The sequence below is a fragment of the Streptomyces sp. NPDC028711 genome, from assembly GCF_055565415.1.
On record NZ_JBVHUJ010000008.1, the window covers coordinates 343,715 to 368,581 of the forward strand.

General features: G+C 70.9%; 29 protein-coding genes. 13 read left to right on the forward strand and 16 right to left on the reverse strand.

The genetic code is table 11. The features are described from left to right. Window positions 1-17: 17 nt before the first annotated feature. The 3 genes from ACZ4VK_RS25365 to ACZ4VK_RS25375 form a co-directional block, all read right to left on the reverse strand. Entirely contained in the window at window positions 18-680 is a 663-nt protein-coding gene (locus ACZ4VK_RS25365) for a TetR/AcrR family transcriptional regulator (protein WP_468356148.1), read from the reverse strand. A gap of 115 nt (window positions 681-795) precedes the next feature. Continuing rightward, window positions 796-2,136: a dicarboxylate/amino acid:cation symporter gene (locus ACZ4VK_RS25370; protein WP_468356151.1), complete on the reverse strand. Its 1,341-nt coding sequence runs from the start codon at window positions 2,134-2,136 to the stop codon at window positions 796-798. Between the two features lie 385 nt (window positions 2,137-2,521). Then, window positions 2,522-2,788, reverse strand: coding sequence for a DUF4229 domain-containing protein (locus ACZ4VK_RS25375; RefSeq protein ID WP_468356154.1), 267 nt, complete (start codon window positions 2,786-2,788; stop codon window positions 2,522-2,524). 144 nt (window positions 2,789-2,932) lie between these two features. On the opposite strand from ACZ4VK_RS25375, the gene ACZ4VK_RS25380 reads away from it, so the two are divergent. Further along, entirely contained in the window at window positions 2,933-3,466 is a 534-nt protein-coding gene (locus ACZ4VK_RS25380) for a GNAT family N-acetyltransferase (RefSeq protein ID WP_468356157.1), read from the forward strand. 166 nt (window positions 3,467-3,632) lie between these two features. Here ACZ4VK_RS25380 and mqnE read toward each other — a convergent pair whose 3' ends face one another. Continuing rightward, window positions 3,633-4,796 (reverse strand): aminofutalosine synthase MqnE, encoded by a 1,164-nt coding sequence (gene mqnE / locus ACZ4VK_RS25385; protein ID WP_468356160.1) that lies wholly within the window; start codon window positions 4,794-4,796, stop codon window positions 3,633-3,635. A gap of 48 nt (window positions 4,797-4,844) precedes the next feature. Continuing rightward, entirely contained in the window at window positions 4,845-5,300 is a 456-nt protein-coding gene (locus tag ACZ4VK_RS25390; protein ID WP_453516597.1) for an Lrp/AsnC family transcriptional regulator, read from the reverse strand. A gap of 126 nt (window positions 5,301-5,426) precedes the next feature. Here ACZ4VK_RS25390 and ACZ4VK_RS25395 point away from each other — a divergent pair, with 126 nt between their 5' ends. Further along, a complete protein-coding gene (locus ACZ4VK_RS25395; RefSeq protein ID WP_468356387.1) occupies window positions 5,427-5,552 on the forward strand; it encodes a hypothetical protein in 126 nt (41 codons plus the stop codon). Here the strand turns inward: ACZ4VK_RS25395 and ACZ4VK_RS25400 are convergent. The 3 genes from ACZ4VK_RS25400 to ACZ4VK_RS25410 are packed head-to-tail and all read right to left on the reverse strand — an operon-like array spanning window position 5,549 to window position 8,620. Beyond that, window positions 5,549-6,232: a UbiX family flavin prenyltransferase gene (locus ACZ4VK_RS25400; protein ID WP_468356164.1), complete on the reverse strand. Its 684-nt coding sequence runs from the start codon at window positions 6,230-6,232 to the stop codon at window positions 5,549-5,551. The genes ACZ4VK_RS25395 and ACZ4VK_RS25400 overlap by 4 nt on opposite strands. 31 nt (window positions 6,233-6,263) lie before the next feature. Beyond that, window positions 6,264-7,166 (reverse strand): menaquinone biosynthesis prenyltransferase MqnP, encoded by a 903-nt coding sequence (mqnP, locus tag ACZ4VK_RS25405; RefSeq protein WP_468356167.1) that lies wholly within the window; start codon window positions 7,164-7,166, stop codon window positions 6,264-6,266. Next, on the reverse strand, window positions 7,163-8,620 hold the full coding sequence (locus tag ACZ4VK_RS25410; RefSeq protein ID WP_468356170.1) for a menaquinone biosynthesis decarboxylase: 1,458 nt from the start codon (window positions 8,618-8,620) through the stop codon (window positions 7,163-7,165). The genes mqnP and ACZ4VK_RS25410 overlap by 4 nt, the downstream gene beginning before the upstream one ends. A gap of 90 nt (window positions 8,621-8,710) precedes the next feature. On the opposite strand from ACZ4VK_RS25410, the gene ACZ4VK_RS25415 reads away from it, so the two are divergent. After that, a complete protein-coding gene (locus ACZ4VK_RS25415; RefSeq protein ID WP_468356173.1) occupies window positions 8,711-9,091 on the forward strand; it encodes a PLD nuclease N-terminal domain-containing protein in 381 nt (126 codons plus the stop codon). Window positions 9,092-9,156: 65 nt separating this feature from the next. After that, window positions 9,157-10,047 (forward strand): LysR family transcriptional regulator, encoded by an 891-nt coding sequence (locus ACZ4VK_RS25420; protein ID WP_468356176.1) that lies wholly within the window; start codon window positions 9,157-9,159, stop codon window positions 10,045-10,047. Here ACZ4VK_RS25420 and ACZ4VK_RS25425 read toward each other — a convergent pair. Further along, the gene (locus ACZ4VK_RS25425) at window positions 9,944-10,879 is read right to left on the reverse strand and encodes a DMT family transporter (protein WP_468356179.1); all 936 of its coding nucleotides are present in this window, start codon (window positions 10,877-10,879) and stop codon (window positions 9,944-9,946) included. The two genes, ACZ4VK_RS25420 and ACZ4VK_RS25425, sit on opposite strands and share 104 nt — an antisense overlap. A 169-nt stretch (window positions 10,880-11,048) precedes the next feature. Here ACZ4VK_RS25425 and ACZ4VK_RS25430 point away from each other — a divergent pair, with 169 nt between their 5' ends. The 3 genes from ACZ4VK_RS25430 to ACZ4VK_RS25440 all read left to right on the forward strand — a co-directional run bounded on the left by ACZ4VK_RS25430 (window position 11,049) and on the right by ACZ4VK_RS25440 (window position 12,421). After that, complete coding sequence (locus tag ACZ4VK_RS25430) at window positions 11,049-11,666, forward strand: flavodoxin family protein (RefSeq protein ID WP_468356182.1); 618 nt, start codon at window positions 11,049-11,051, stop codon at window positions 11,664-11,666. Window positions 11,667-11,750: 84 nt separating this feature from the next. Further along, window positions 11,751-12,281 carry a class I SAM-dependent methyltransferase gene (locus tag ACZ4VK_RS25435; RefSeq protein WP_468356185.1) on the forward strand — a complete coding sequence of 177 codons (531 nt, stop codon included), beginning with the start codon at window positions 11,751-11,753 and terminating at the stop codon, window positions 12,279-12,281. Then, window positions 12,278-12,421, forward strand: a complete 144-nt coding sequence (locus tag ACZ4VK_RS25440; protein WP_468356188.1) for a hypothetical protein — start codon at window positions 12,278-12,280, stop codon at window positions 12,419-12,421. The genes ACZ4VK_RS25435 and ACZ4VK_RS25440 overlap by 4 nt, the downstream gene beginning before the upstream one ends. On the opposite strand, the gene ACZ4VK_RS25445 is transcribed toward ACZ4VK_RS25440, so the two are convergent. Beyond that, window positions 12,408-12,707 (reverse strand): hypothetical protein, encoded by a 300-nt coding sequence (locus ACZ4VK_RS25445; RefSeq protein WP_468356191.1) that lies wholly within the window; start codon window positions 12,705-12,707, stop codon window positions 12,408-12,410. The genes ACZ4VK_RS25440 and ACZ4VK_RS25445 overlap by 14 nt on opposite strands. A gap of 23 nt (window positions 12,708-12,730) precedes the next feature. Beyond that, the gene (locus ACZ4VK_RS25450; RefSeq protein WP_468356194.1) at window positions 12,731-13,063 is read right to left on the reverse strand and encodes a hypothetical protein; all 333 of its coding nucleotides are present in this window, start codon (window positions 13,061-13,063) and stop codon (window positions 12,731-12,733) included. 168 nt (window positions 13,064-13,231) lie between these two features. Between ACZ4VK_RS25450 and ACZ4VK_RS25455 the strand changes: the two genes are divergently transcribed. After that, window positions 13,232-13,474, forward strand: a complete 243-nt coding sequence (locus ACZ4VK_RS25455; protein WP_468356197.1) for a GntR family transcriptional regulator — start codon at window positions 13,232-13,234, stop codon at window positions 13,472-13,474. A gap of 24 nt (window positions 13,475-13,498) precedes the next feature. Here the strand turns inward: ACZ4VK_RS25455 and ACZ4VK_RS25460 are convergent, their stop codons facing one another. Further along, a complete protein-coding gene (locus tag ACZ4VK_RS25460; protein WP_468356200.1) occupies window positions 13,499-13,885 on the reverse strand; it encodes a hypothetical protein in 387 nt (128 codons plus the stop codon). 114 nt (window positions 13,886-13,999) lie between these two features. On the opposite strand from ACZ4VK_RS25460, the gene ACZ4VK_RS25465 reads away from it, so the two are divergent. The 5 genes from ACZ4VK_RS25465 to ACZ4VK_RS25485 all read left to right on the forward strand — a co-directional run bounded on the left by ACZ4VK_RS25465 (window position 14,000) and on the right by ACZ4VK_RS25485 (window position 20,754). Further along, window positions 14,000-14,452, forward strand: a complete 453-nt coding sequence (locus ACZ4VK_RS25465) for a nucleoside deaminase (protein ID WP_468356203.1) — start codon at window positions 14,000-14,002, stop codon at window positions 14,450-14,452. Then, window positions 14,445-15,356 (forward strand): isopenicillin N synthase family dioxygenase, encoded by a 912-nt coding sequence (locus ACZ4VK_RS25470; RefSeq protein WP_468356206.1) that lies wholly within the window; start codon window positions 14,445-14,447, stop codon window positions 15,354-15,356. Before ACZ4VK_RS25465 ends, ACZ4VK_RS25470 begins: the two co-directional genes overlap by 8 nt. A 102-nt stretch (window positions 15,357-15,458) precedes the next feature. Further along, entirely contained in the window at window positions 15,459-17,519 is a 2,061-nt protein-coding gene (locus ACZ4VK_RS25475) for a hypothetical protein (protein WP_468356209.1), read from the forward strand. A 4-nt stretch (window positions 17,520-17,523) separates the two neighbouring features. Then, a complete protein-coding gene (locus ACZ4VK_RS25480) occupies window positions 17,524-19,068 on the forward strand; it encodes a hypothetical protein (protein WP_468356212.1) in 1,545 nt (514 codons plus the stop codon). Window positions 19,069-19,269: 201 nt separating this feature from the next. Continuing rightward, a complete protein-coding gene (locus ACZ4VK_RS25485; RefSeq protein ID WP_468356215.1) occupies window positions 19,270-20,754 on the forward strand; it encodes an MFS transporter in 1,485 nt (494 codons plus the stop codon). Window position 20,755: 1 nt separating this feature from the next. Here ACZ4VK_RS25485 and ACZ4VK_RS25490 read toward each other — a convergent pair whose 3' ends face one another. The 4 genes from ACZ4VK_RS25490 to ACZ4VK_RS25505 are packed head-to-tail and all read right to left on the reverse strand — an operon-like array spanning window position 20,756 to window position 24,867. Then, complete coding sequence (locus ACZ4VK_RS25490; protein ID WP_468356218.1) at window positions 20,756-21,292, reverse strand: SRPBCC domain-containing protein; 537 nt, start codon at window positions 21,290-21,292, stop codon at window positions 20,756-20,758. Between the two features lie 37 nt (window positions 21,293-21,329). Beyond that, a complete protein-coding gene (ccsB, locus tag ACZ4VK_RS25495) occupies window positions 21,330-22,409 on the reverse strand; it encodes a c-type cytochrome biogenesis protein CcsB (protein ID WP_468356221.1) in 1,080 nt (359 codons plus the stop codon). Next, a complete protein-coding gene (gene resB / locus ACZ4VK_RS25500) occupies window positions 22,406-24,124 on the reverse strand; it encodes a cytochrome c biogenesis protein ResB (protein ID WP_468356224.1) in 1,719 nt (572 codons plus the stop codon). The genes ccsB and resB overlap by 4 nt, the downstream gene beginning before the upstream one ends. Window positions 24,125-24,129: 5 nt before the next feature. After that, complete coding sequence (locus tag ACZ4VK_RS25505) at window positions 24,130-24,867, reverse strand: cytochrome c biogenesis CcdA family protein (RefSeq protein ID WP_468356227.1); 738 nt, start codon at window positions 24,865-24,867, stop codon at window positions 24,130-24,132.

Consider the following 24,867-nt stretch of genomic DNA (forward strand, 5'->3'; position numbering starts at 1 on the left):
GGCCCTTCCGACAGACCCTAGGAGTCGCCCCCCGCCCCGTACGGAGACCAGCGCTCGCTCCTCATGAGGTTCCCGAGCCCGGCCCAGGCGAAGTTCATCAGCGTCGCCGCCGCCTCCCGCGCCGTCACCCCCGGCGTGTCGTTGGCCCAGGCGGCCAGCGACTCGGCGGAACCGACGAGCGCCTGCGCGAGCGCGGCCACGTCCCGCTCCGTGATGGCGGCGCCGCCCCGCGCCTCCCGAGCCGCCTCACCGATGAGAGCCGCGACGAACGCCGTGATCTCGTCCCGCATCCGGGCCGCCTCCCCCGCGAACGGCTCCCCCTGCGTCCGCGCCTGCCGGCTCAGCACCGTCCAGGAGTCGGGGTGCTCGGCGGCATAGGTGAAGAAGGCGAGCAGCCCCGCCCACAGCCGCTCGTCGGGCGGCGCGCTCCGGTCGGCGACCGCCTCGGCCACCACCGCGAGCAGCGCCTGCGCCTCCCGCCGGATGACGGCGGTGAAGAGCTCCTCCTTGGAGTTCAGATAGAGGTACACGAGCGGCTTGGAGACCCCCGCGAGCTCGGCGATCTCGTCCATGGAAGCGGTCTGGTACCCGTGCCGCGCGAAGCTCCGCACGGCCGCGTCCAGCATCTGCCGCTCCCGCACGGCCCGCGGCAACCGCCGCGCCCTCGCCCCGTCGGCCATGGCGCCCCACCCCTGCTTCCAAGATCCACTGGATGCCCCGCAGAAGCGTACGTGCCCCCTGCCCGGAGGGGGGCAGGGGGCACGAAAGGCTGTCAGAAGGCGAGCCGTGGAGGCGTCAGGCCGCGACGGCGACCTTCGGCTCGGCCTCGCGGCCGCCGGCCAGGTCGTCGATCGGGGACGCCGAGGCGTTCTCGTACGCGGTGAGGTCGAGGATCTTCTCGCGGGCGGAGACGATCACGGGGACCAGCGCCTGACCCGCCACGTTCGTCGCCGTCCTGATCATGTCCAGGATCGGGTCGATCGCCATCAGGAGGCCGACGCCCTCCAGGGGGAGGCCCAGGGTGGAGAGGGTCAGGGTCAGCATGACCGTCGCGCCGGTGAGGCCGGCGGTGGCCGCCGAGCCGATGACGGAGACGAAGGCGATGAGCAGGTAGTCACCGATGCCGAGCTGCACGTCGAAGATCTGCGCGATGAAGATCGCGGCGAGCGCCGGGTAGATCGCGGCGCAGCCGTCCATCTTGGTGGTGGCGCCGAACGGGACGGCGAAGGAGGCGTACTCCTTCGGGACGCCGAGGCGCTCGGTGACCTTCTGGGTGACCGGCATGGTGCCGACCGAGGAGCGGGAGACGAAGGCCAGCTGGATGGCCGGCCAGGCGCCCTTGTAGAACTGGAGCGGGTTGACCTTGGCGACCGTGGCGAGCAGCAGCGGGTAGACGCCGAACATGACCAGGGCGCAGCCGATGTAGACGTCGGCGGTGAAGGTCGCGTACTTGCCGATCAGGTCCCAGCCGTAGTCGGCGATGGCGAAGCCGATGAGGCCGACGGTGCCTACGGGTGCGAGCCGGATGACCCACCACAGGGCCTTCTGGAGGAGCTCCAGGACCGACTCGGAGAAGGTGAGGATCGGCTTGGCCTTGTCGCCGAGCTTGAGGGCGGCGATGCCGGCGACGGCGGCCATGAAGACGATCTGGAGGACGTTCAGCTCGGTGAAGGGCGTGATGACGTCCGTCGGGATGATGCCGGTCAGGAAGTCGATCCAGGAGCCCTCGCGCTTCGGCAGCTTGCCGTCCTGCGGGGTGAGGCCGGTGCCGGCGCCCGGGTTGGTGATCAGGCCGATCGCGAGGCCGATGGCGACCGCGATCAGGGAGGTGATCATGAACCAGAGCAGGGTGCGGGTGGCGAGCCTGGCGGCGTTGTTCACCTTCCGCAGGTTGGTGATCGACACCAGGATCGCGAAGAAGACGAGCGGGGCGACGGCCAGCTTGAGCAGCTGGACGAAGATGTCGCCGACCTGGCCGAGGGTCTCCTTCAGCCAGGAGACGTCCTGGCTGCGGGCGATCCAGCCGAGCAGGACGCCGAGGACGAGACCGAGGATGATCTGGGCCCAGAAGGGGATCTTCGGTATGCGCGAGGAAGCCGGGGACTTCTGCTCGGGTGTGGTCGCGGACGCGGACACAGACACACTCCACAGGTGCGTATCGGGCAATACGGGGACGGGGGTGCGGCACACACGCGTTTTCACGCGGGCCGCTGCATGATGCCGGGTCAGAGCTCGCGGCAACAGACCGCGGGCATACGGCCGCGGCGACAGACCGCGGACATACAGCGGCACAGATCGACGTGCAGGCGCACCACGAGCGGGGTGCTCGCGGCATCAGAGGGGCGCACTGCTGTCTTCATGCCGAACACGTTAACACTTGAACTTTGAGAACCTCAAAGCCCTTCTTTGGGGCGCGGGGACGCCCTTCCGCCTCCGAAACGCAGAACACCCCAGGCGGGAGCCTTGGAAGCTCCGCCCGGGGCAGATGATCTGTGATGAAGCTTACGCAGCCTTTACGGGGCTACAGCGCGTCCTCCTGGGACCGGTTCGCGGCCAGTCGGTCCTTGGCGCGGTCGACCTTCGCCACGACCTGGGCGCTCGCGTCGTCCCGCACCTTGCGCAGGAGGACGAAGCTCAGCGGCGCGGAGATGACGAGCGAGAGCATGAGGACCCAGAGCAGGTTCGAGTCGCCGAGGCCGCGCGGCAGCGCACCGACGTAGACGAGACCCCACAGGGCGAGGAAGCATCCGGCGAAGACACCGAGACGCATCAGCGTGTAGCGGAGCATGTCAGCCCACTCTTCCGTTCCGACGTTCCGAAAAGTTCCCAGGCTCCCATACGGGACGAGTGCCCCTCCAGTGAAGCACGGAGGGCGGGGGCGCCCGGGACCGGGCCTCTTGAGCACCTTGCCAGTAATAGCTAAACTCGCTTCATGACCCTTACGTTCGAGATGGACCCGGCGGTCGACCGCACCCTGCGCGACGGCGTGCTCTCCCTCTGGGCCGACGTCTCCAACGCCGGCGGCTCGGTCGGCTTCGTCCCTCCCGTCACTCCCGACGACATCCGTCCCGTCCTGCTCAAGCACCTCATCGGGATGACCGAGGGCGGCACCCGCCTCCTCGTCGGCCGGGACGAGAACGGCGAGGTCGCCGCCACCGCCTTCTTCACCTTCAACACCCACCCGCTGATGACCCACTGGGTGTGGCTCTACACGGTGATGGTCCACCCCCGGCACCAGGGGAAGGGATACGGCCGCGACCTCATGGCGGCGGTCGAGCACACCGCCCGCACCGCCGAGGGCTTCGAGGGCATCGAGGCGATCCGGCTGACCTGCCGGGGCGGCACCGGCGTCGACGGCTTCTACGCCCGGGCCGGATACAAGGAGGTCGGCCGCGTCCCCGACGCGATCCGGGTCGCCCCCGGCGACGACCGCGACGACATCATGATGCTGCTCCCCCTGACCTGACCCGGAGGACCTGCCCCAGAAGACCCGACCCGACCCTCTCGGTCCGCCCGTCGGAGGACATGACGACGGCGGCGGCGGAGCTGTGGATCCCGGTGGAGCACGCCGGGGCATGAGAAGAGGGCCCGGCGGGGGATCACCCCACCGGGCCCTGCTCACTCGTTCGTCGTCAGACCCGCATCGCCTGCGGCGTCTCCCGCAGGCCCGCGTCCGGTCCCGGGTACTCGCGGATGATCTCGTACCGGGTGTTCCGCTCGACGGGCCGGAAGCCCGCGTCCCGGATGAGTTCGAGCAGGTCCTCGCGGCCCAGCTTGTTCGGCGTGCCGTAGTTGTCGGCGTCGTGCGTGATCTTGTACTCGACGACCGAGCCGTCCATGTCGTCGGCGCCGTGCTGGAGCGCGAGCTGCGCGGTCTGGACGCCGTGCATGACCCAGAAGACCTTGACGTGCGGCACGTTGTCGAAGAGCAGCCGGGAGACCGCGAAGGTCTTCAGGGCCTCGGCGCCGGTCGCCATCGTCGTGCGCGCCTGCAGCCTGTTGCGGATCTTGCCGTCCTGCATGTCCACGAAGTCGTGCTGGTAGCGCAGCGGGATGAAGACCTGGAAGCCGCCGGTCTCGTCCTGGAGCTCGCGCAGCCGCAGCACGTGGTCGACGCGGTGACGCGGCTCCTCGATGTGCCCGTACAGCATGGTCGAGGGGGTCTTGAGCCCCTTCTCGTGGGCGAGCCGGTGGATCCGGGACCAGTCCTCCCAGTGGGTGCGGTGGTCCACGATGTGCTGCCGGACCTCCCAGTCGAAGATCTCGGCGCCGCCGCCGGTCAGCGACTCGAGACCGGCTTCGATGAGCTCGTCGAGGATGTCGGAGGCCGACATCCCGGAGATCGTCTCGAAGTGGTGGATCTCGGTGGCGGTGAAGGCCTTCAGCGAGACGTTCGGCAGGGCCTTCTTGAGCTCGGAGAGGGAGCGCGGGTAGTAACGCCAGGGCAGGTTGGGGTGGAGCCCGTTGACGATGTGCAGCTCGGTGAGGTTCTCGTTCTCCATGGCCTTCGCGAGGCGCACGGCCTCCTCGATGCGCATGGTGTACGCGTCCTTCTCGCCCGGCTTGCGCTGGAAGGAGCAGTAGGCGCAGGAGGCGGTGCAGACGTTGGTCATGTTCAGATGCCGGTTGACATTGAAGTGGACCACGTCGCCGTTCTTGCGGGTCCTGACCTCGTGGGCAAGACCGCCGAGCCAGGCGAGGTCGTCGGACTCGTACAGGGCGATGCCGTCCTCACGGCTCAGCCGCTCACCGTCCCGGACCTTCTGCTCAAGGTCGCGCTTGAGTCCCGCGTCCATGTACGGCCGCCTCCCTTTTCTCCGAAATAAGCCCTGCCCACCGTACTCTCAGCTCTCTTCGGGCAGCTCTCCGACCCGGTTCTCCCACTTCGTGGAGAGCACGATGGTCGTCCGGGTGCGGGAGACGCCCTTGGTGCCGCTGAGGCGGCGGATGGTCTTCTCCAGGCCGTCGACGTCGTTGGCGCGCACCTTGAGCATGAAGGAGTCGTCGCCGGCGATGAACCAGCAGTCCTCGATCTCGGCGAGGTCCTTGAGGCGGCGGGCCACGTCCTCGTGGTCGGCGGCGTCGGAGAGGGAGATGCCGATGAGGGCGGTGACGCCGAGGCCGAGCGAGGCGGCGTCGACGGTGGCGCGGTAGCCGGTGATGACTCCGGCGGCCTCCAGTCGGTTGATGCGGTCGGTGACGGAGGGGCCGGAGAGCCCGACGAGCCGGCCGAGCTCGGCGTACGAGGCACGACCGTTCTCGCGCAGAGCCTGGATGAGCTGCCTGTCCACGGCGTCCATAGGTATGAAGCCTTCCATTGTCCAGCGATACCGCGAGTTTAGGTATAGAATCTAAGGTACACAGGGGTCGACACCCTGTGAATCTTTCAGCAGATCAAAGACGATCTTTCAGGAGTGGTGTTCACCGTGTACACGATCGAGATGGCCTACGCCCGTATGCGCGAGCTGCAGGACCTGGCCAACCGCTCGCGTGCCCACCAGCCGACCGCCGCCTCGAGGCGTGCCGACAAGAAGCACGCCAAGAAGCGCTAATCAGACCGCGGTTCCGACCGGGGGGTCGCGCCACCGAGCTCTCCCTCCCAACGGCGGTACAGCCGGTGCGGCACCCCCGCCGCGTCGAGCACCCGCCCGGCGACGAAGTCCACCAGATCCTGGATGTGCGTCGCCCCCGCGTAGAACGCCGGAGAGGCGGGCAGCACCACGGCGCCCGCCTCGTCCAGCGTCACCATGTGCTTGAGCGTCTGACCGTTCAGCGGGGTCTCCCGCACGGCGACCACCAGCGGCCGCCGCTCCTTCAGCGTCACGCTCGCGACCCGCTGCAGCAGGTCCTTCGAGAGCCCGAGCGCCACTCCCGCTACCGCGGCGGTCGAGGCCGGCACCACCAGCATCCCCTTCGCCGGGTACGAGCCCGAGGACGGCCCCGCGGCCAGATCGCCGGCCGCCCAGTACCGCACGTCGCCCACGTCGACCGTGAACGTACCGGGCTTCCCGTCGGCGCCCCGCGCCAGCCAGGTCTCCAGGTCCTCGCGCCAGTGCGCGTCCCGGAAGGAGATCCCCGTCTCGTCGAGCAGCGTGAGCCGCGAGGCCCGCGACACGACGAGGTCGACGCTCTCCCCCGCGGCGAGCAGCCCCCTCAGCACGGCGGCGGCGTACGGCGTGCCCGACGCCCCGGAGACCCCCACGATCCAGGGGGTGCGCTTGCCGTCGTTCATGCCGTCGAGCCTATCCGTCATCAGGCCGGGGCTACGGGGTGAGCCCGCGGACCAGCAGGTCGAGGAGGGCGCACACGAAGAGGCTGATGCCGATGAAGCCGTTCGTCGTGAAGAACGCCCGGTTCAGCCGGGACAGGTCGTGCGGCTTCACGATCGAGTGCTCGTAGCAGAAGGCGACCGCCACGATCACCAGACCGGTCCAGAAGAAGAGGCCGGCGCCGGTCGCGAGGGCGTACCAGACGAGCAGGCCCGTGGTGACGACCGCGGAGGCGCGGGCGCCCCACAGCGCGGCCGGGATGCCGAAGCGGGCCGGGACGGACAGGACGCCGTGGGCGCGATCCGCCTGCACGTCCTGGCAGGCGAAGATCAGGTCGAAGCCGCCGATCCAGACGCCCACCGCGAGCCCCAGGATCACCGCGTCCCAGGACCACGCGCCGGTCACCGCGATCCAGGCGCCGATCGGCCCGATCGCCTGGGCGAGCCCCAGGATGGCGTGCGGGAAGTTGGTGAACCGCTTGCCGTACGGATAGACGACCATCGGGATGACGGCGAGCGGCGCGAGCGCCAGACAGAGCGGGTTGAGCAGGGCGGCGGCGCCGAGGAAGACGACGACGGCGATCCCGGCCCCGGTCCACGCCGACCGCACGGACACCGCGCCGGTCACCAGCTCGCGGTGGGCGGTGCGGGGATTACGCGCGTCGATCTCGCGGTCGATGATCCGGTTGCAGGCCATGGCGAAGGTCCGCAGGCCGACCATGCAGACGGTGACGAGGAAGAGCGTCCACCAGTGGATGTTCCTGTCCGTCTGGTACATCGCGGTGAGCGCGGCGGTGTACGCGAAGGGCAGCGCGAAGACCGAGTGCTCGATCATCACGAGCCTCAGGAACGCCTTCGTACGCCCCGGCTGGGCGCCCGGTACGGCGGCCGTGGTCACAGGCCGTACTCCTTCCAGCGGCGGTCCACGAGGGCGGCCGTCGCCGGGTCCGACTCGACCATGTCCGGCCAGCCGCCGTCCCGGGTGTAGCCCTCCTCGGGAAGCTTCTTGGTGGCGTCGATACCGGCCTTGCCGCCCCAGAACTGCTGGTAGGAGGCGTGGTCGAGGTGGTCGACCGGGCCCTCGACGACCGTCAGGTCACGGGAGTAGTCGGTGTTGCCGAGGGCCCGCCAGGAGACCTCGTGCAGATCGTGCACGTCACAGTCCTTGTCGACCACGATGATCAGCTTGGTCAGCGACATCATGTGCGCGCCCCAGATGGCGTGCATGACCTTCTGCGCGTGCTTCGGGTACTTCTTGTCGATCGAGACGATCGCGCAGTTGTGGAAGCCGCCCGACTCCGGCAGGTGGTAGTCGACGATGTCCGGCACGATGATCTTGAGGAGCGGCAGGAAGAAGCGCTCCGTCGCGCGGCCGAGCGGACCGTCCTCGGTCGGCGGCCGGCCGACGACGATCGACTGGAGCAGCGGACGCTTCCGCATCGTCACGCAGTCGATCTTCAGCGCGGGGAAGGGCTCCTGCGGCGTGTAGAAACCGGTGTGGTCGCCGAAGGGACCCTCCGGCAGCATCTCGCCGGGCTCCAGCCAGCCCTCGATGACGACCTCGGCGTTCGCCGGGACCTGGAGCGGGACGGTCTTGCAGTCGACCATCTCGATCCGCTTGCCCTGCACGAAGCCGGCGAAGAGGTACTCGTCGATGTCGCCCGGCAGCGGGGCGGTGGAGGCGTACGTGACGGCCGGCGGGCAGCCGAAGGCGATGGCGACCGGCAGCCGCTCGCCCCGCTCCGCCGCGACCGCGTAGTGGTTCCGGCTGTCCTTGTGGATCTGCCAGTGCATGCCGATGGTGCGCTTGTCGTGCCGCTGGAGCCGGTAGAGGCCGAGGTTCCGCACCCCGGTCTCCGGGTGCTTGGTGTGGGTGAGGCCCAGGTTGAAGAAGGAGCCGCCGTCCTTGGGCCAGGTGAAGAGCGCGGGCAGCCGGTCGAGATCGACGTCGTCGCCGGTGAGCACCACCTCCTGCACGGGGGCGTCGTCCGACTTCACCTTCTTCGGCGGGACGTGGACCATCGAGCCCAGCTTGCCGAAGGCCTCCCGGACCCCGACGAAGCCCTGCGGGAGCTCGGGCTTGAGCAGGCCGCCGATCTTCTCGCTGATGTCCGTGTACGACTTCAGACCAAGCGCCTTGAGCAGCCGGCGGTCCGTCCCGAAGACGTTCATCGCGAGCGGCATGGCGGAGCCCTTGACGTTCTCGAAGAGGAGCGCGGGGCCTCCCGCCTTGTTCACCCGGTCGACGATCTCCCCGACCTCCAGGTACGGGTCGACTTCGGCCTTGATGCGCTTGAGGTCGCCTTCGCGCTCGAGGGCCCTGAGCAGCGAGCGGAGATCGTCGTAAGCCATAGGGGCAAGTATCGGTCACCGGCTACCCTGGACCTGTCACCGGGGCCGCCGTAGCGCGCCCCCGCCACCGCTTCCAGGGGGCTCTCCCACATGCTCAGGGCGCTGCTGTTCATCCTGCCGCTGGCGCTGATGATCTACGCCTTCATCGACTGCCTGAACACCCCGGAGGACGAGGTCAAGCACCTTCCGAAGCCGGTCTGGGCCATCGTGATCCTGCTGTTCTCGGTGGTCGGCGCGGTCGGCTGGATCGCCGCGGGCAAGAACCGCCGTCCGAGGACCCGGGGCGGTGCGGGCGGCTGGGTCGCCCCCGACGACAACCCCGAGTTCCTGAAGTCGCTCAAGGACGAGAAGAAGAACGGGGCCGTCCCCGACGAGCCGGACGACCTCGACGAGCTGGAGGCGGACCTCCGCCGCCGCGAGGAGGAGCTCAGGAAGCGCGAGCAGGACGGCGACAAGGGCACCGAGAGCTGACGGCACCGAGCCGCGCGGCGAGCGGCGGAACTGATGGCATCGGAGCACAGGGAGCGGGGGAACTGATGGAGCTGCGGCTCCTGGCCACGTTCGAGAAGGTCGCGGACGTCCTCTCCTTCACCCGGGCGGCCTCCGACCTCGGCTACGCCCAGTCCAGCGTCACCGGCCAGATCCGCTCCCTGGAGACCTCGCTCGGCGTGGAGCTGTTCGAGCGGCTCGGCAGCCGGATCCGGCTGACCGAGGCGGGCGAGCGGCTCCTGCCGTACGCGCGCCGGATGGCGGAGCTCGCGGAGGAGGCCCGTACGGCCGTCGAGGTCACCGCGGAACCCTCGGGGACGATCGCCGTCGGCACCATGGAGTCCCTCACCTCCTACCGGCTGCCGCCGCTCCTGGAGTACTTCCACCACCGCTACCCGGGGGTGCGGCTGACGCTGCGGCCCACGCTCGGCGACGAGACCCGGCAGGCGCTGCGGCAGGGCACGTACGACGTCGGCTTCCTGATGGAGCCGGAGACGGAGCACGAGGGCCTGGAGGCGGAGGTCCTCGCGCCCGAGCCGCTGGTCCTGGTGGCGGGACCGGGCCACGCCCTCGTCGGCCGTACGGGTCTGACCGCCGCGGACGTGGCCGGCGCCCAGCTGGTGGGCACCGAGCCCGGCTGCCCGTACCGCGACCTGTTCGAGGCGGAGCTGCGGGAGTGGGCGCCGCCGTTCATGGAGTTCGGCACGATCGAGGCGACCAAGCGGGGTGTGGCGGGCGGTCTGGGGATCGCGCTGCTGCCCCGGGTCGCCGTCTCCGCGGAGCTGGCGGCCGGGGCGTTGGTCGAACTGGCCTGGGAGGCCCCGTTCACGCTCTTCACACAGCTCGCGTGGCGGCGGGGGAAGCGGCTTCCGGCGCATGTCCGGCTGTTCGTGGAGCAGGCGCGGCGACTCGTGCGGGAGCAGAGCCCGACAGGCTGACCCTGAGGCTGGCGAGGACGATCAGCGGGACGCCGAGCGCCTGGACGAGCCCGATGTGATGCCCGTACACCGCCCAGTCGACGCCCATGGCGACGGCCGGGTAGGTGAAGGCGAGGACGGCGATCTTGGCGGTGGGCAGCTTGGCGTAGGCCGCGTACATGAGCACGTACATGAGCCCGGTGTGGACGAGCCCGAGGCCGACGAGCCAGAGCCACCCGCTCCCGAGCCCGGCGGCGGCGCCGAAGTCGGCGAAGGGAAGAAGGAGCGGCAGTCCGACGAGCACCTGGACGAGGGCGATGAGATGCGGCCGTACGCCGGTGATCCGCTTGGTGACGAAGGTCGCGAGGGCGTAGAGGACGGCGGCGGCGAGGGCGAAGCCGAGCCCCTTGAGGGAGGCGGTGTCCCCGGGCCGTACGCCGGAGACGAGGACGAGCCCGACGAAGGCGAGGGCGAGCCAGCCCAGCTTCCCCGCGGAGATCCGCTCCCTCATGAACACCGCCCCCAGCAGCACGAGGAAGAAGGGCTGGGTGTGGTAGACGACGGTGGCGAGGGAGATCGAGGTGGCCTCGTACGCCTCGAAGAGGAACACCCAGTTGAAGACGATGAAGACCCCGCCGAGGGCGGCGAGTCCCAGCTTCCTGCCGGTGAACCCGTGCCCGGTGAAGAACCCCCGGGCGAGGCTGTACGCGCCGAGGGCGGCGGCGCCGAAGAGGCACCGGAAGAACACCACCTCGAACGGTGAGGCTCCGGACTCGACGACGAAGACGCCGAGGGTGCCGGAGAGCACCATGGCGAGGGTGAGTTCGACGGTTCCCCTGGTCTCGTTTCTCATGGGAACGACGCTACGGACGGGCCCGGAACCGGTCCACGAGCCAGTGGAGGGTCCTCCCGATGGGGGCGATCGGCGGAGCCGATGGGGGGCCGTGGGGGCCGGTGAGGAGCCGGAATAGCGTCGCGGCGAGGGGAGTTGGCACGGGAACACCCCAGAGACCGGAGCAGACATGACCCTCGACGCGACAGGCGCCCCGGACCGCTCGTTCCTCTTCGTCCTCGGCAGTTCACGCTCCGACGGCAACACGGAGATCCTCGCCCGCGCCGCCGCCGCGCAACTGCCGTCCGACATCCCGCAGCGCTGGGTGGACCTGAACCGGCTGGCGCTGCCCGACTTCCAGGACGGCCGGCACGAGACGACGGGCTGGCCGGCCGACGAGAACGAGGAGCTGCTGCGAGAGGCGACGCTGGAGGCCACCGACATCGTCATAGCCTCGCCGCTGTACTGGTACAGCCTGTCCGCGCAGACCAAGCGCTACCTCGACTACTGGTCGGGCTGGCTGAACGTGCCGGAATCGGACTTCAAGCGGCGGATGGCCGGCCGGACGCTGTGGGGGGTGTCGGCCATGGCCGACGACGACCACGTCGTCGCGGAGGGCCTGGCGACGACGCTGCACCACTCGGCGGCGTACCTGCAGATGCGCTTCGGCGGCGTCCTGACGGGAACGGGCTCCCGCCCGGGCCGGGTCCGCGCCGACGAGCGGGCGATGCTGCGGGCGAAGACCTTCTTCGAGGAGGAGACGCCGCTGGCGCGGTTCCCTTACGAGGAGGCGGGCGTCGGCGTGTGAGGAGCCGGGCCGGGCGACCGTGGCACGACCCGCCCCTCGGCCCTCGGGTCGGCGGGCGGGCTCTCAGCGCGTGAAAGGACGAGGGTGCGCGAACAGGACGCCGGTGCGTGGGATGTGTGGGGCGCGGCCAGGCCGGGACGCACGGAGACGAACGCGGCCGGAGTGACCACGTGGTTCAACTGGACGCAGTGGCCCGACCACGGGCCCGACGAGACGATCCTCGGCGAGCTCTCCGGTGCGCGGGTTCTCGACCTCGGCTGTGGCAGCGGCGGAAACCTCGCTCACCTGGTCACGCTGGGGGCCGAAGCGGTCGGGCTGGACATCTCACCCGTGCAGGTGGCCAAAGCGCGTGAACGCTGGCCGCACCTCGACGTGAGGCAGCAGACGGCCGAGGAGTTCCTCGCGGCGGGCAAGGACGAGTTCGCGGCTGTCTGCTCGGTCTTCGGAGCCGCCTGGTTCACCGATCCCGCCGAGTTGCTGCCCCTGGTGCACGCCCGCCTCGGACCTGGCGGCGTCTACGCGTTCTCCCACAACCCTCCGGCTCTGGAGGGCTGTTACGGCCCGCAGGCGTCCCAGGTGCATCCGCCGGGAAGGGCGCGGAGCCCCTGTACGTGAAGCGCTGGGACTACGAGCCCGGCCGCTGGACGGAGCTCCTCCAGCGGGCCGGGTTCACGGACGTGACGGCCGAGGTGCTCGCGCCTCCGGCCGGGAAGCGGACAGGGACTCTGCTCGTCCGGGGCGTCAGGGCGGGGTAGGGGCCGCCGGATGGCAGGCGCACCCGCACACGAGGTAGCGGACTCCTTGTACGCCGCTGTCGCGGGGGACGTGGTCGCGGCAGCGGTCGTGGCGGCCGAGGACGCAGCGCGGTGACCTGTACTCCTGCTCGGGGGCCGTCAGGGACACGGTCACGGCGTCCGCGATCTCCGGTGTCATCCACCATCCGTCCCCCGCGCGGTCGCGGTGCGCACCCTCGTGCCCCACGGCGAGCACGCACACCGAACCGCCCCACACCGGCCGCACCGCCTCGGCGACGTCCAACACGGACCGCCGCGCACCGCAGCGGCTCATCGGGCGGCCCCGGCGTGGATGTTCCGCTGGTCGACGTCCACCCCGACGGTGGCCAGCCACAGCGCCCGCCGACGCCGCCGCTGCACCGCCGCCAGGTAGGGGCGTTCCAGGGGCGACCGGGAGCCGTCGAGCGGCGCCATCTGCTCCTGGGCGTAGGGCGACCGCCGGGCGGGGGCGCGGTGACGCGGCGCCCGGGGCCGGGGCGCCGGGTGCGGGTGGGCAACCGGGCGTGGCCGGTGCCGGCCGGTGGGTGGCAGGGTCAGCATGAGCAGCCCGAGCAGTAGGGGGATCAGGGCCCTGCCGAGTACGCGCGCGATAGGGTTCCGCACGTCATCAACTCCGTTGTTAGTTGGTGGCCGTGCCCCGGGGCCGGTTGCAGCGGTCGCCGGGGTCTTCCGTTTCGTGCCCCACACCGTAGAGCGTGATGCACTGTGATGCATCATGATGCAGCTAGAACCATCCGAACGTGTACTTGTGTGACTATCTAGCATGGATACATGAGCCTTGACCCGCAGTCGGCCCGCCCGCTGTACATGCAGCTGGCCGAAGTGATCGCAGCGAAGATCGAAACCGGGGAGTACGCCCCGGACCGGATGATCCCCACGCCGGTCCGTCTCGCCGAGGAGTACGGCATCGCCGTACTGACTGCCCGCCGGGCCATGCGTGAACTCCGCGAGCGCGGGCTGATCATCACCGTGCCCGGCAAGGGTTCCTACGTCACTCCCGCCGACGGCAGGTAAGGGTCGCCCCCTCTCAGAGGTAGGTCACCTGGAGGACGTATCCGCACGCGTATCGCGGGACGAGAAGCCCACCGCCCTGTGCGCGGCACGGATGATGTCCCCCGCCGCCCGTACGTACCGGCGGCTCTCCGCCGGGTCCTCCGCGATCCGGGCCAGATACTCGGCGCGGCGCAGTTCGCGGGCCGTGTCGGGGAAGCGTTCGATCTCGATGACGGCGGCCCACTGGATCAGAAATACGCGCAGCGGGGTGATATCGCTCTGCTCGATGGCTTCGGTCACGGCGGCACGCTGGCTGGCGTCCATCTCGGGCAACCGTTCCGGAGCGACCACCGCCAGGGCTGCCCGCAGCGCGGAGGGAGTCTGCTCGGGACGGGGGATGAGTTCTCCGGTGTGTTCAGGCTGTGCCGTCACCATGTCCTCCCAGGGGTGCCCCGGTCAGCGTATCCAGCGGCAGGCGGGACGGCGCCGACCGCGCGGAGCCGAGCAGGTGTGATGTCCCCGCGCCGCCGGGGAAGACATCGCGGTATGGACGAACAAGTCGCACGGCGTTGGCTCGCCACCGCCCTCGCCGAAGCCCGCGCCGGGCTCGCCGAGGGCGGGATCCCCATCGGGGCCGCCCTCTACGGAGCCGATGGGACGCTGCTCGGGCGCGGGCGCAATCGGCGCGTGCAGGACGGGGACCCGTCCGCGCACGGGGAGACCGCCGCCTTCCGGGCGGCCGGGCGGCAGCGCTCGTACCGGGGGACGACCATGGTCACCACCCTCTCGCCCTGCTGGTACTGCTCCGGGCTCGTCCGGCAGTTCGGGATCTCGCGGGTCGTCATCGGGGAGGCGGAGACCTTCCACGGCGGGCACGACTGGCTGGCGGAGCACGGGGTCGAGGTCGTGGTGCTCGACGACCCCGAATGTGTTGCTCTCATGCGGGAGTTCATCCAGCTCAACCCCGCCCTCTGGAACGAGGACATCGGCGATGAGTGAAGCCCGCCTTCCCACCGTCGACCTCCGTCTCGACCCCGGCCCTCAGCTCCCCGCCGTCGACCGTGCCCTGCGCGACGCCGGGTTCCTGCTGGTCGCCGGACACGGTGTCGACCCTGGTCTGCGGAAAGACATCCGGGCGGTCGCCCGACGGTTCTTCCATCTCCCGCCCGCCCTCAAGGAGCCGTACGCCGTGCGGGTCGGTGGCCGGGGCTGGCTCGGGCCCGGTGCCGAGGCCAACGGGTACGCGGAGGGGACCGCGACCCCGCCCGACCTGAAGGAGTCGCTCTCCTTCGCGGCGGACGAGCCGACCGGCGACCCGGCCGTGGACGCCGAGTGGTTCCTGCCGAACACCTGGCCCGCCGAGGTCCCGGAGCTGAGACCCCTGGTGGAGAACTACCTCGCACAGATGAAGGCGCTCGCCGACCGCGTCCTCGATCTGCTCGGCACGGCGCTCGGCGAGGAGCGGGACTTCTTCACCCGGCACACCGGGCACCCCACCTTCGGTTTCAACATCAACTGGTATCCGGGGCGGGAGCGGACGGGCGATCCGGAGCCGGGTCAGTTCCGGATCGGCCCGCACACGGACTTCGGCACGGTCACCGTCCTCGACCGGGAGGCGGGCAGGGGCGGGCTCCAGGTCTTCACCGACGCGGGCGGCTGGCAGGACGCGCCGTACGACCCGGCCGCCTTCACCGTCAACATCGGTGACCTGATGGCCGGTTGGACCGGCGGACGGTGGCGTTCGGGACGGCACCGGGTGCTGCCGCCGCCGGCCGACGTACCGACGGAGGAGCTGATGTCGCTGGTGTACTTCTACGAGTGCACGCCCGGGACGACGATCCACGGCATCGAGTCGCACGGGTACCTGCGGGCCCAGCTCGACGCCATCGCCACGGAGAAATGACACCATCCCTCACCACGACTCGAAAGCAGTGTCGAAAAGCGGGCCGCTTTCCCAACACACCGTCGATATCCTTGGGTTGACTGTGACGGGGGTGGCGGGGGCGTGGACAGGGAGCTGTACGGCCGCGAGGCGGTCCTGCACGAGACCGGGCTGGTCGCGCGGCTCAGCGGCCTCACGCGGCACGGTGCCGCCCGGGTGCCGTTCGAGCACGGGGACGATCCACCGGTCACGGTGTTCACGGGCGGGCGCGGCACGGGGAAGACCGCCCTGCTCAAGGAGGTCCGCAACCGCTACAAGGGCTACACCCCGCTCGCCCTGCTCGACTGCGCGCACATCGAGCCGCCCGCCGACCACGGCCCCGGCTGGACGCCGGTCACCGGGGCGCTCGCCGAGCTCGCCGTCCAGCTGTCGCCGAAGGTCCTCGGCGCCCGGCCCGTGCGGTTCCCCCGCCTCTCGCTCGGCCTGGTGGCCGTCGCCTCGCTCGGCTGGTCCCGGGAGGACGACGAGCGGGCCCGTCGCGACCTGCTGCGCCTCGGGCCGCTGCTCGCCACCGTCGACGCGACCCGGGGCGCCGCCGCCAACTGGGTCGGCAAGGTCCTCGCCAAGCTCGCCGCCCGGTTCGCGGAGGCCGCTGTCCCGCTCGCCGGGCTGCTCGCCGAGGCGACCGTGGAGACCGTCCTCGAAGAGGTCTTCGGGCGCCTCCAGCGCACCTCGGAGAACTGGTACGGCAGCTACCGCAACGCGGGCGGGCGCGGCAAGGCCGGTCTCCAGCAGCTCGCGATCGACTTCGAGCAGGGCGGCCGGCGCCGCCGCGAGGCCGAGGACTTCCTCGTCGGCGCCCTCACCGAGGACCTGCTGCACGCCTACACCGGGATTCGGCGCGGCAGCCGCATCGGCCGCCCGCTCGTCCTCCTCGACAACGCCCATGAGCCGCTCGGCCGGCAGCTCGTCGAACCGATCCTGCGCGCTCGCGCCGAGGGCCGCCGCGACCGGGTCGTCGTCCTCGCCGCCTCCCGGATCCGCGAGCACGAGGGGCTGCGGCACGCCACCAGGACCCGGCTGCCGGAGACCGCGCACCGGGCGCCGTGCCCGCGCGGGACGAGCGTCGGCTCCGGCATCCTCGCCGTCGAACTGACGCCGCTCTCCCCCGCCCAGACCCGCTCCGCCTTCGACCACCACGACCCGGCGGGCCGGACACCCCCCGAACTCGCCCGGGCCGTCCACCGGCTGACCGGCGGCCGCCCGCTCGGCGTGGCGCTCCTCGGCCGGGCCGCCGGCGAGGCCCCGGAGCACCTGCGGGCCGGGCTCACCCCGGCCGGGCTGCTCGACCTGACCGTGGAACTGCGCGAGGACACCCCGCCGGTGCCCGTCGCCCCCGCCCTGCTCGCCGAACTCCTCCCGGTGCGCAGACCCGGCCCGTACGCGGTGCTCGCCGCCGCCCACGACGAGGAGTCCGCCCGGATGCTGGCCCACGCCCGGCTCCAGGGCGAGTCCCTCGACGGGGACGTGGCGCTGCGCGTACGGGACCAGCTGCGCTCCGAGGACTGGCCCGAGGGCCCGGGGCACTTCGTCGCCGATCCGCTCCTGCGCGCGCTGCTCCTGCACCGGCTCCGCTTCGAGGACGGCGACCACCCGCACTACGCCGCCTGGCAGGCCGTCCACGAGACCCTGCACCGGCACTACGGGCCCGAGCCCGGCCCGTACCGGCTCCATCACGACCTGGCGCTCGGCCGCACCGAGGAGGCCGTCACCCATCTGCGGGAGACGTTCCCCGAGCAGGACGTCCTCGGCTGGCTGGGCCGGCTGCGGTTCATCGGATCCGCCCCCTGCCCCCGGGAGCGCGACAGGACCGGGCCCGACCCGCGCCGGGCGGTCGCCCTCGGCCAGGGGCCGCTCGGGGAGCTGCCGCCGGGGCTCGACGCCGACACCGCCGAACTCCACCTGTCCGTACGGCGGCTGCTGCACGCCGTATGGCTGCTCACTGATCCGCTCGCACTGCCCGACGACGAGGTGGCCGACCGCCTCGCGCACGAGCTGCGCCGGCTCTCCGGCCGTCATCTGACGGGCAGCGGTTCGCTCTGGGACGCGGCCACCCACTGGCCGCGCGACATCCGTGCCTGGCGGGAGCTCTCGCTTCCGCCGGGCCGCGAGGACGGAGTCTGACGCCATGCCCGACCGTCTGACCGACCGGCTGCGCCGCCGCGTCCGCACCCCCCGCCAGAAGCTCGTCGCCTCGGTCGTCGCGGCCGCCGTCGTCCTCGGCCTCGGCGGCTACGGCGTCGCCCGGCTCACCACCCCGGAGGACCGTTCCTGCGCCCCCGGCGTCGAACGGCCCGCCGGCAGCGACGAGTGCGTCGGCGTCAACGGCGGAGGCCACGACTTCGGCATCGCCGAACTCCGCGACATCGCCGCCGCCATCAGCGGGGAGAACGCCTCGCTCAAGGCCGGCGAGTACGTGACCGTCGCCGTCCTCCTGCCGCTGACCTCGACCGACAGCGGCATGCGGACCAAGGTGCTGCACGAGCTCCAGGGCGCGTACGCCTACCAGTTCCGCGCCAACCACGAGTCCAACGACGAGACCCCCAGGATCCGGCTCGTCCTCGCCAACACCGGCCAGGGCAACGCCCACTGGCGCACCACCGTCGACCGGCTCGTCACCATGACGGACACCGCCGACCGGCTGCGGGCCGTCTCCGGCGTCGCCACCTCCTCCACCGAGATGCGGGAGGCGGTGACCGCCCTCACCGGAGCCGGGATCGCCGTCGTCGGCACCACCATCACCGCCGACGACATCGCCAACGGCCCCGGAGCCGGCAACCGCTACCCCGGCCTCGCCCGCGTCTCCCCCACCAACACCGACGAGGCGAAGGCCCTCGCCCACTTCGGCAAGGTCGACGCCGCCAAGGCCTTCCTCGTCCAGGACACCCGGACCGGCGACCACTACACCGACACCCTCAAGTCCGCCTTCGCCGCCAACCTCAAGGGCGCCCCGCACGAACCGGCGCTCTTCACCTCCCCCGCCGACCCCACGGCGGAGGGCACCACCGCCAACACCTTCCGCCAGATCACCCATCTGATCTGCGACACCCGCGCCGAGACGGTCTTCTTCGCCGGCCGCCACACCCAGCTGCGCCAGTTCATCAACGCGCTCGGCGCGCGCGGCTGCGTCGACCGCGCCTTCACGGTCCTGACCGGCGACGAGGGCTCGTACCTGGGCGCCGACGAGAAGCTCGACCGGGACGCGCTGAAGGCGAAGCTGACCGTGCGGTACGCCGCACTCGCCCACCCCGACGCCTGGAAGCCGGCACCCGGCCGGCCCGTCCCGGCGACGGGCGGCTCGGTGGTGGCGTACTCGACCTTCGTGACGGACATCGCCCGCGCCTCGAAGACGCCGGTGGCCCTCGCGGACGGGCAGGCGATCGTCGCGTACGACGCGATGGCGACGGCGGTCCACGCGATCCGCCAGGCTACCCCGCAGGGCTCCCCCTACCCGCAGCTCGCGGACGTGGTCACCCAGTGGCCGCAGGTCAAGGGCTCGCTGCGGGTCCAGGGGGCGAGCGGCTGGATCTGCCTGGACAACTACGGGAACCCGTACAACAAGGCGGTCCCGATCGTGGAACTGGCCCAGGACGGCACCCAGCGCTTCGTCCAGATCGCCTGGCCGGAGGGCGAACCGCCGACCCTCTCCTGCCTCCCGCCGAAGCGCGGCTGACCGCCCTCCGCCGAGCGCCCGCCGCCGAACCGCGGCTGCCCCCCGCCTTCCCTCCTCCGCCCCCGAACGGCCGAGCCGGGCCGGGCAGCTGTTGTCGCCCCCGGCCGCTCCGCCGAAGCTGGGACAGCGGCGCGCCCGGCATGCCCTCCCGCCCCGGGGGTACGCGGGCAGCCGCATGACCGGACGAAGGGAGCGCCATCCATGGGAGTCGACTCCGCACCGGCGCCGGTGCCGGCGGACACGGGCACGGTCACCACGGCGGTCCCGGCCCGCCTCGACCGCCTGCCGTGGTCACGGTGGCACTGGATGATCGTGATCGGCCTCGGCACCGTCTGGATCCTCGACGGACTCGAGGTCACCATCGTCGGCAACGTCGCCGGCCGCCTCGCGGAGGAGGGCAGCGGCCTCGACATCACCTCCGCGCAGGTCACCGGCATCGCCGCCGCCCTGTACGTGGCGGGAGCCTGCTCCGGAGCGCTGTTCTTCGGCTGGCTCACCGACCGCTACGGCCGCAAGAAGCTCTTCATGATCACGCTGGCGGTCTATCTCGGGGCGACGGCGATGACGGCGCTGTCCTTCGAGTCCTGGTGGTTCTTCCTCTTCCGCTTCCTCACCGGCTTCGGCATCGGCGGCGAGTACGCGGCCATCAACTCGGCGATCGACGAGCTGATCCCGTCGCTCTACCGGGGCCGGGTCGACCTCATCATCAACGGCAGTTACTGGCTCGGCGCCATCGGCGGCGCGCTGCTCTCGATCGTCATGCTGGACACCGACATCTTCCCGAAGGACCTCGGCTGGCGGCTCAGCTTCGCCCTCGGCGTCGTCCTCGGCCTCGTCATCCTGCTCGTACGACGGCATGTGCCGGAGAGCCCACGCTGGCAGTTCATCCACGGCCGGGGGGAGGCCGCCGAAGGACTGGTGTCGTCGGTCGAGCGGGAGATCGGGCGGGAGAAGGGCGAGGCGCTGCCGCCGCCGGCCGGCGAGATCACGATCCACCAGCGCAGGAGCATCGGCTTCGGGCTCATCGCCAGGACGGTCTTCGCCCGCTATCAGCGCCGCGCGGTCCTCAGCCTGTCCCTCTTCATCGGGCAGGCGTTCCTCTACAACGCGATCACCTTCGGCTTCGGCGCCATCCTCACCACGTTCTTCGACGTGCCGACCGGGCACACCGGCTACTACTTCGCCGTCATCGCGGCGGGCAACTTCATCGGCCCGCTGCTGCTCGGCAGGCTCTTCGACACCGCCGGACGCCGGATCATGATCTCCTCCACGTACCTGCTGTCGGGCCTGCTCCTCTTCGGGACGGCGTGGCTCTTCGGCCGGGGCTCGCTGACCGCGACGACCCTGACGGCGTGCTGGTGCGTGGTGCTGTTCTTCGCGTCGACCGGCGCGTCCAGCGCGTATCTGACCGTCTCGGAGATCTTCCCCATGGAGACCCGGGCGATGGCCATCGCCTTCTTCTACGCCCTGGGTACGGCGGCCGGCGGTATCAGCGGTCCGCTGGTCTTCGCCGAACTCACCGAGTCGGGCGTCGTCGGTGACACGGTCCTCGCGTTCCGGATCGGCGCCGGGCTGATGTGCGCCGCAGGCCTGGTGGCGGCGTTCCTCGCGGTGAACGCGGAGCGGCGCTCGTTGGAGGACATCGCCGAACCGCTGTCGGTGGCGAAGCCGGACACCCCCTCCTGAATCAGGGCTCCCACTTCGGCCAGGGCGCGGCCTCCCGCTCGTACAGCTCCCGCAGGTGCCGCCACCGCTCGGGCGTCCACGCCCGCCAGTCCGTCGGGCGGCCGTCCAGCGCCTCGGCGAGCAGCTCGAAGTGGTCGTGCCACCGGGCGAGCGAGTCCAGGCGGTGCTCCCGCGACCCCCGCACCTCGTTGGTGAAACGCAGCACGGTCGACCCGCCGTCCCCGGAGGGCCCCGGCTCCAGATGGAAGCGGATCCGTCCGAGGGTCGTCGGTTCGACCGTGTACTCGGCGACGTAGTCGGGGTCCCAGGCGGTCACCCGCCCCGAGACCTCGGTGTCATCGGTGAGCCGGCGGAGGGTGACCCGGCCGCCGAGCCGGGGTTCCAGCGGGTCCGCCTCGCCGAGCCAGCCCGGCAGCCCCTCGGGGGAGGCGACCGCCGCCCAGACCTCGGGCAGCGGATGGGGAAGCTCGACGACGAACCGCAGCAGATGCGTGTCCCCGTCGTGGGTCTCGCTCCTGCCCCGGGGTATCTCGCTCATGTCTCCAGCGTGGCCCCGGGCCCCCTCACCCGCGAGCTCAGACGCCCGCGTACGAGTGCTTGCTGCTCACGAAGATGTTGACGCCGTAGTAGTTGAACAGGAAGCAGGCGAAGGCGATGAGCGCGATGTACGCGGCCTTCCGGCCCTTCCACCCGGCCGTCGCGCGCGCGTGGAGGTACGCGGCGTAACCGACCCAGGTGATGAAGGACCAGACCTCCTTGGCGTCCCAGCCCCAGTAGCGGCCCCACGCGTCGCCCGCCCAGATCGCGCCCGCGATGATCGTGAACGTCCAGAGCGGGAAGACGGCCGCGTTGACCCGGTACGAGAACTTGTCGAGGGAGGCCGCGGAGGGCAGCCGCTCCATGACCGAGCGGGCGAAGGCGCCGGGGTTCCCGCCGGTCGCGAGCTTGTTCTCGTACGAGTCGCGGAAGAGGTACAGCAGGGTCGCGACCGCGCCGAGGTAGAAGACCGCGCCGCAGAAGATCGCGGTGGAGACGTGGATCCACAGCCAGTACGAGTCGAGCGCCGGGACCAGCTGGTCGCTCGGGGTCTTCAGCCAGGTGGTGGCCATGCCCAGGTCGAGGAGGACCGTGGTCACCAGGGGCAGACCGATCCAGCGCACGTCCTTCTTGGCGAGGAGGAAGCCGAGGTACGCGCCGACCGCCACCGTGGAGAAGGTGGTGGAGAACTCGTACATGTTGCCCCAGGGGGCCCGCTGCACGGCGAACGCCCGGGAGACCACGCCCGAGGCCTCGACCAGGAAGGCGAGGGCGGTGAGCGAGACGGCGATCCGGCCGTACAGGTCGCCCTTGACCGTGCCGCCGGCGGCGCCGGGGCCGTCGGGCACGTCACGGGTGCCGGCGGCGGCGCGGGTGACGACCTTCGGCTTGTCCAGGACGGCGGTGCCACCGGCCTGCTTGGCCTGGACCGTCACGGCGGCGGCGGTCGCGGCGCGCGGGGTGAGGGCGGCGGCGGTACGGCCGACCTTGCTGCGGCTGCCGAGGACCCACTCGGCGATGTGGGCGAAGAAGGCCAGGGTGTAGACGGCCATCGAGGAGTAGATGAGCAGGTCGCTCGTCTGCGCCAGGCTTTCGTTGGTCGTGGCGGCGAGGATCACTTGTCGGCCTCTCCAGAAGGGGCGGGGTCTTCCGCGGGTTCTTCCGCGTGTTCCGGCAGGGCGTCCGGATCGGCTTGCGTGGTGGGGGGCGCCTGCGCGGTGAGCGCGACCGCGAGGTCGCCCAGCTCCTCCGGCAGCTTGGCGGACTCGCTCCGGCCGAGCCCGGCCATCTCGACGACGGTCACGCCGTCCTCACCGCGGACGGCCCGGACCCAGACCCGGCGCCGCTGGATGAAGAGCGAACCGGTCAGGCCGGCGATCGCGGCGATCGCGCCCGCGAGGGCGAGGCCGTTGCCGGGCTGCTGCGAGATCTGGAAGCTCGCCCACTCCTTGATGTCCTTCTCGAAGGTGATCGAGCCGGCGCCGTCGGGCAGGGTCATGGTGCCGCCGGGCAGAATCCGCTTGGCGAGCTTGTTGCCGGACTCGTCCGTGAACTGCTTCATCTTGGACTTATCGAGCTGGTACACGTTCTGCGGCAGCCCGGAGTCGACCCCCAGGGAGCCGTGGAAGCCGGTGAGCGCCATGACGGGGAAGTCGAGAGCGGGGAACTGCGAGAACATGGTGCCCTGGCCGGCGCCCGCGAAGGTCGGCACGAAGAAGGCCTGGAAGCCCAGCTGTTCCTTCTCGCCCTTCTTGTCGCGGTAGCCGTCCATGACCTTGATCGCGCCGGTCGACGTGATGTTGTTGTCGATGGGCAGCAGCGGCACGGCGCCGTGGAAGACGGTCTTGCCGCGGCCGTCCCTGACGGTGACGACGGGCGCGTACCCGTGGGCGATCAGGTAGACCTTGGAGTCGCCCACCTCGAGCGGCTCGTTGACCCGGATGACGGCCTTCTTGTCCGTACCGCCCTGGGAGTAGGAGACGTTCGCCTCGAAGGTGCGCGGGGTGCCGCGCTGCGGGCCGCTCTTCTCGTACGTACCGGTGAAGGCGTCGAGCGTGAAGTTGAACGGTTCCAGCTCGTCGATGCCGAACTGGGAGCCGGACTTGAAGTCGTCGTACTGGGTGAGCGTGTTGGAGAAGCCGTCTCCCTCGACGATCAGCTTGCCGCCCTCGGACTTGAAGAGCTGGCCCCAGGCGAAGGCGACGAGCATCACGATCAGGGCGACGTGGAAGGCCAGGTTCCCGGCCTCGCGGAGGTAGCCCTTCTCGGACGCGATCGCGTCCCCGGCGGTGTGGGCGCGGAAGCGGCGGCCCTTGAGGAGGGTGAGCGCCGCCTCGCGGACCTGCTCGGGTTCGGCCTCCGTACGCCAGGTCGTGTACGCGGGTAGGCGGTCGAGGCGCCGGGGGGCACCCGGCGGGCGGCTGCGGAGCTGGCCGACGAACTGCCAGCTGCGCGGGACGATGCAGCCGATGAGGGAGACGAACAGCAGGATGTAGATCGCGGAGAACCAGACCGAGCTGTAGACGTCGAAGAACTGGAGCTTCTCGTAGAGCGGGGTGAGGGTCTCGTGCGCCTTCTTGAAGTCGGCGACCTTCAGCTCGTCCGCGCTGGTCTGCGGGATGAGGGAGCCGGGGACGGCGCCCAGGGAGAGCAGGAAGAGCAGGATCAGCGCGACCCGCATGGAGGTCAGCTGCCGCCAGAACCAGCGGATCCAGCCGATGACCCCGAGCGCGGGACCGCCGATGCCGGTCTCTTCCCGGGGAGCGGTCGACAGCTGGGCCCCGGCCGCCTCTTCGGCGGCACGCCCGGTCTCGCTCGTTTCGGTCTTGCTCATGGAACTCAGATCCCCACCGTGAAACCGCTGGACCAGCCCTGCATCGTGGCGACCATGCTGTCCCACGCGCCCGTGAGGAGCAGCACGCCGGTGACGATCATCATGCCGCCACCGATCCGCATCACCCACACATAGTGCTTCTTCATCCATCCGAACGCGCCGAGGGCCTTGCGGAAGGCGACGGCGGCGAGCACGAACGGTACGCCGAGGCCGAGGCAGTACGCGAAGGCGAGTATCGCGCCGCGGCCCGCGCTGGCCTGCTCCAGGGCGAGGGCGTTGACCGAGGCGAGCGTCGGGCCGATGCACGGGGTCCAGCCGATGCCGAAGAGCGCGCCGAGGACCGGTGCGCCGATCAGGCCGGTGACGGGCTTCTTGTGGAAGCGGAACTCGCGCTGGGTGAACCAGGGCATCAGGCCGAGGAAGAAGACGCCCATGAGGATCATGAGTACGCCGAGGACCGTGGTGAGCGTCTCGCGGTACTCCTGGAGGGTCGACCCGAAGTAGCCGAAGAGCGCGCCGCCGGACACGAACACGGCGGTGAATCCGAGGACGAAGAGGACGGCCCCCGCGGTCATCCGGCCGCGCCGGCTCTCGGCGAGGTCGGTGCCCGTGACCCCGGTGACGTAGCTGAGGTAGCCGGGGACGAGCGGCAGGACGCACGGCGAGAAGAAGGAGACCAGGCCGCCGAGGACCGCGAGGGGCAGGGCGAGCAGCAGGGCTCCGCTGGTGACCGTCTCGTTCAC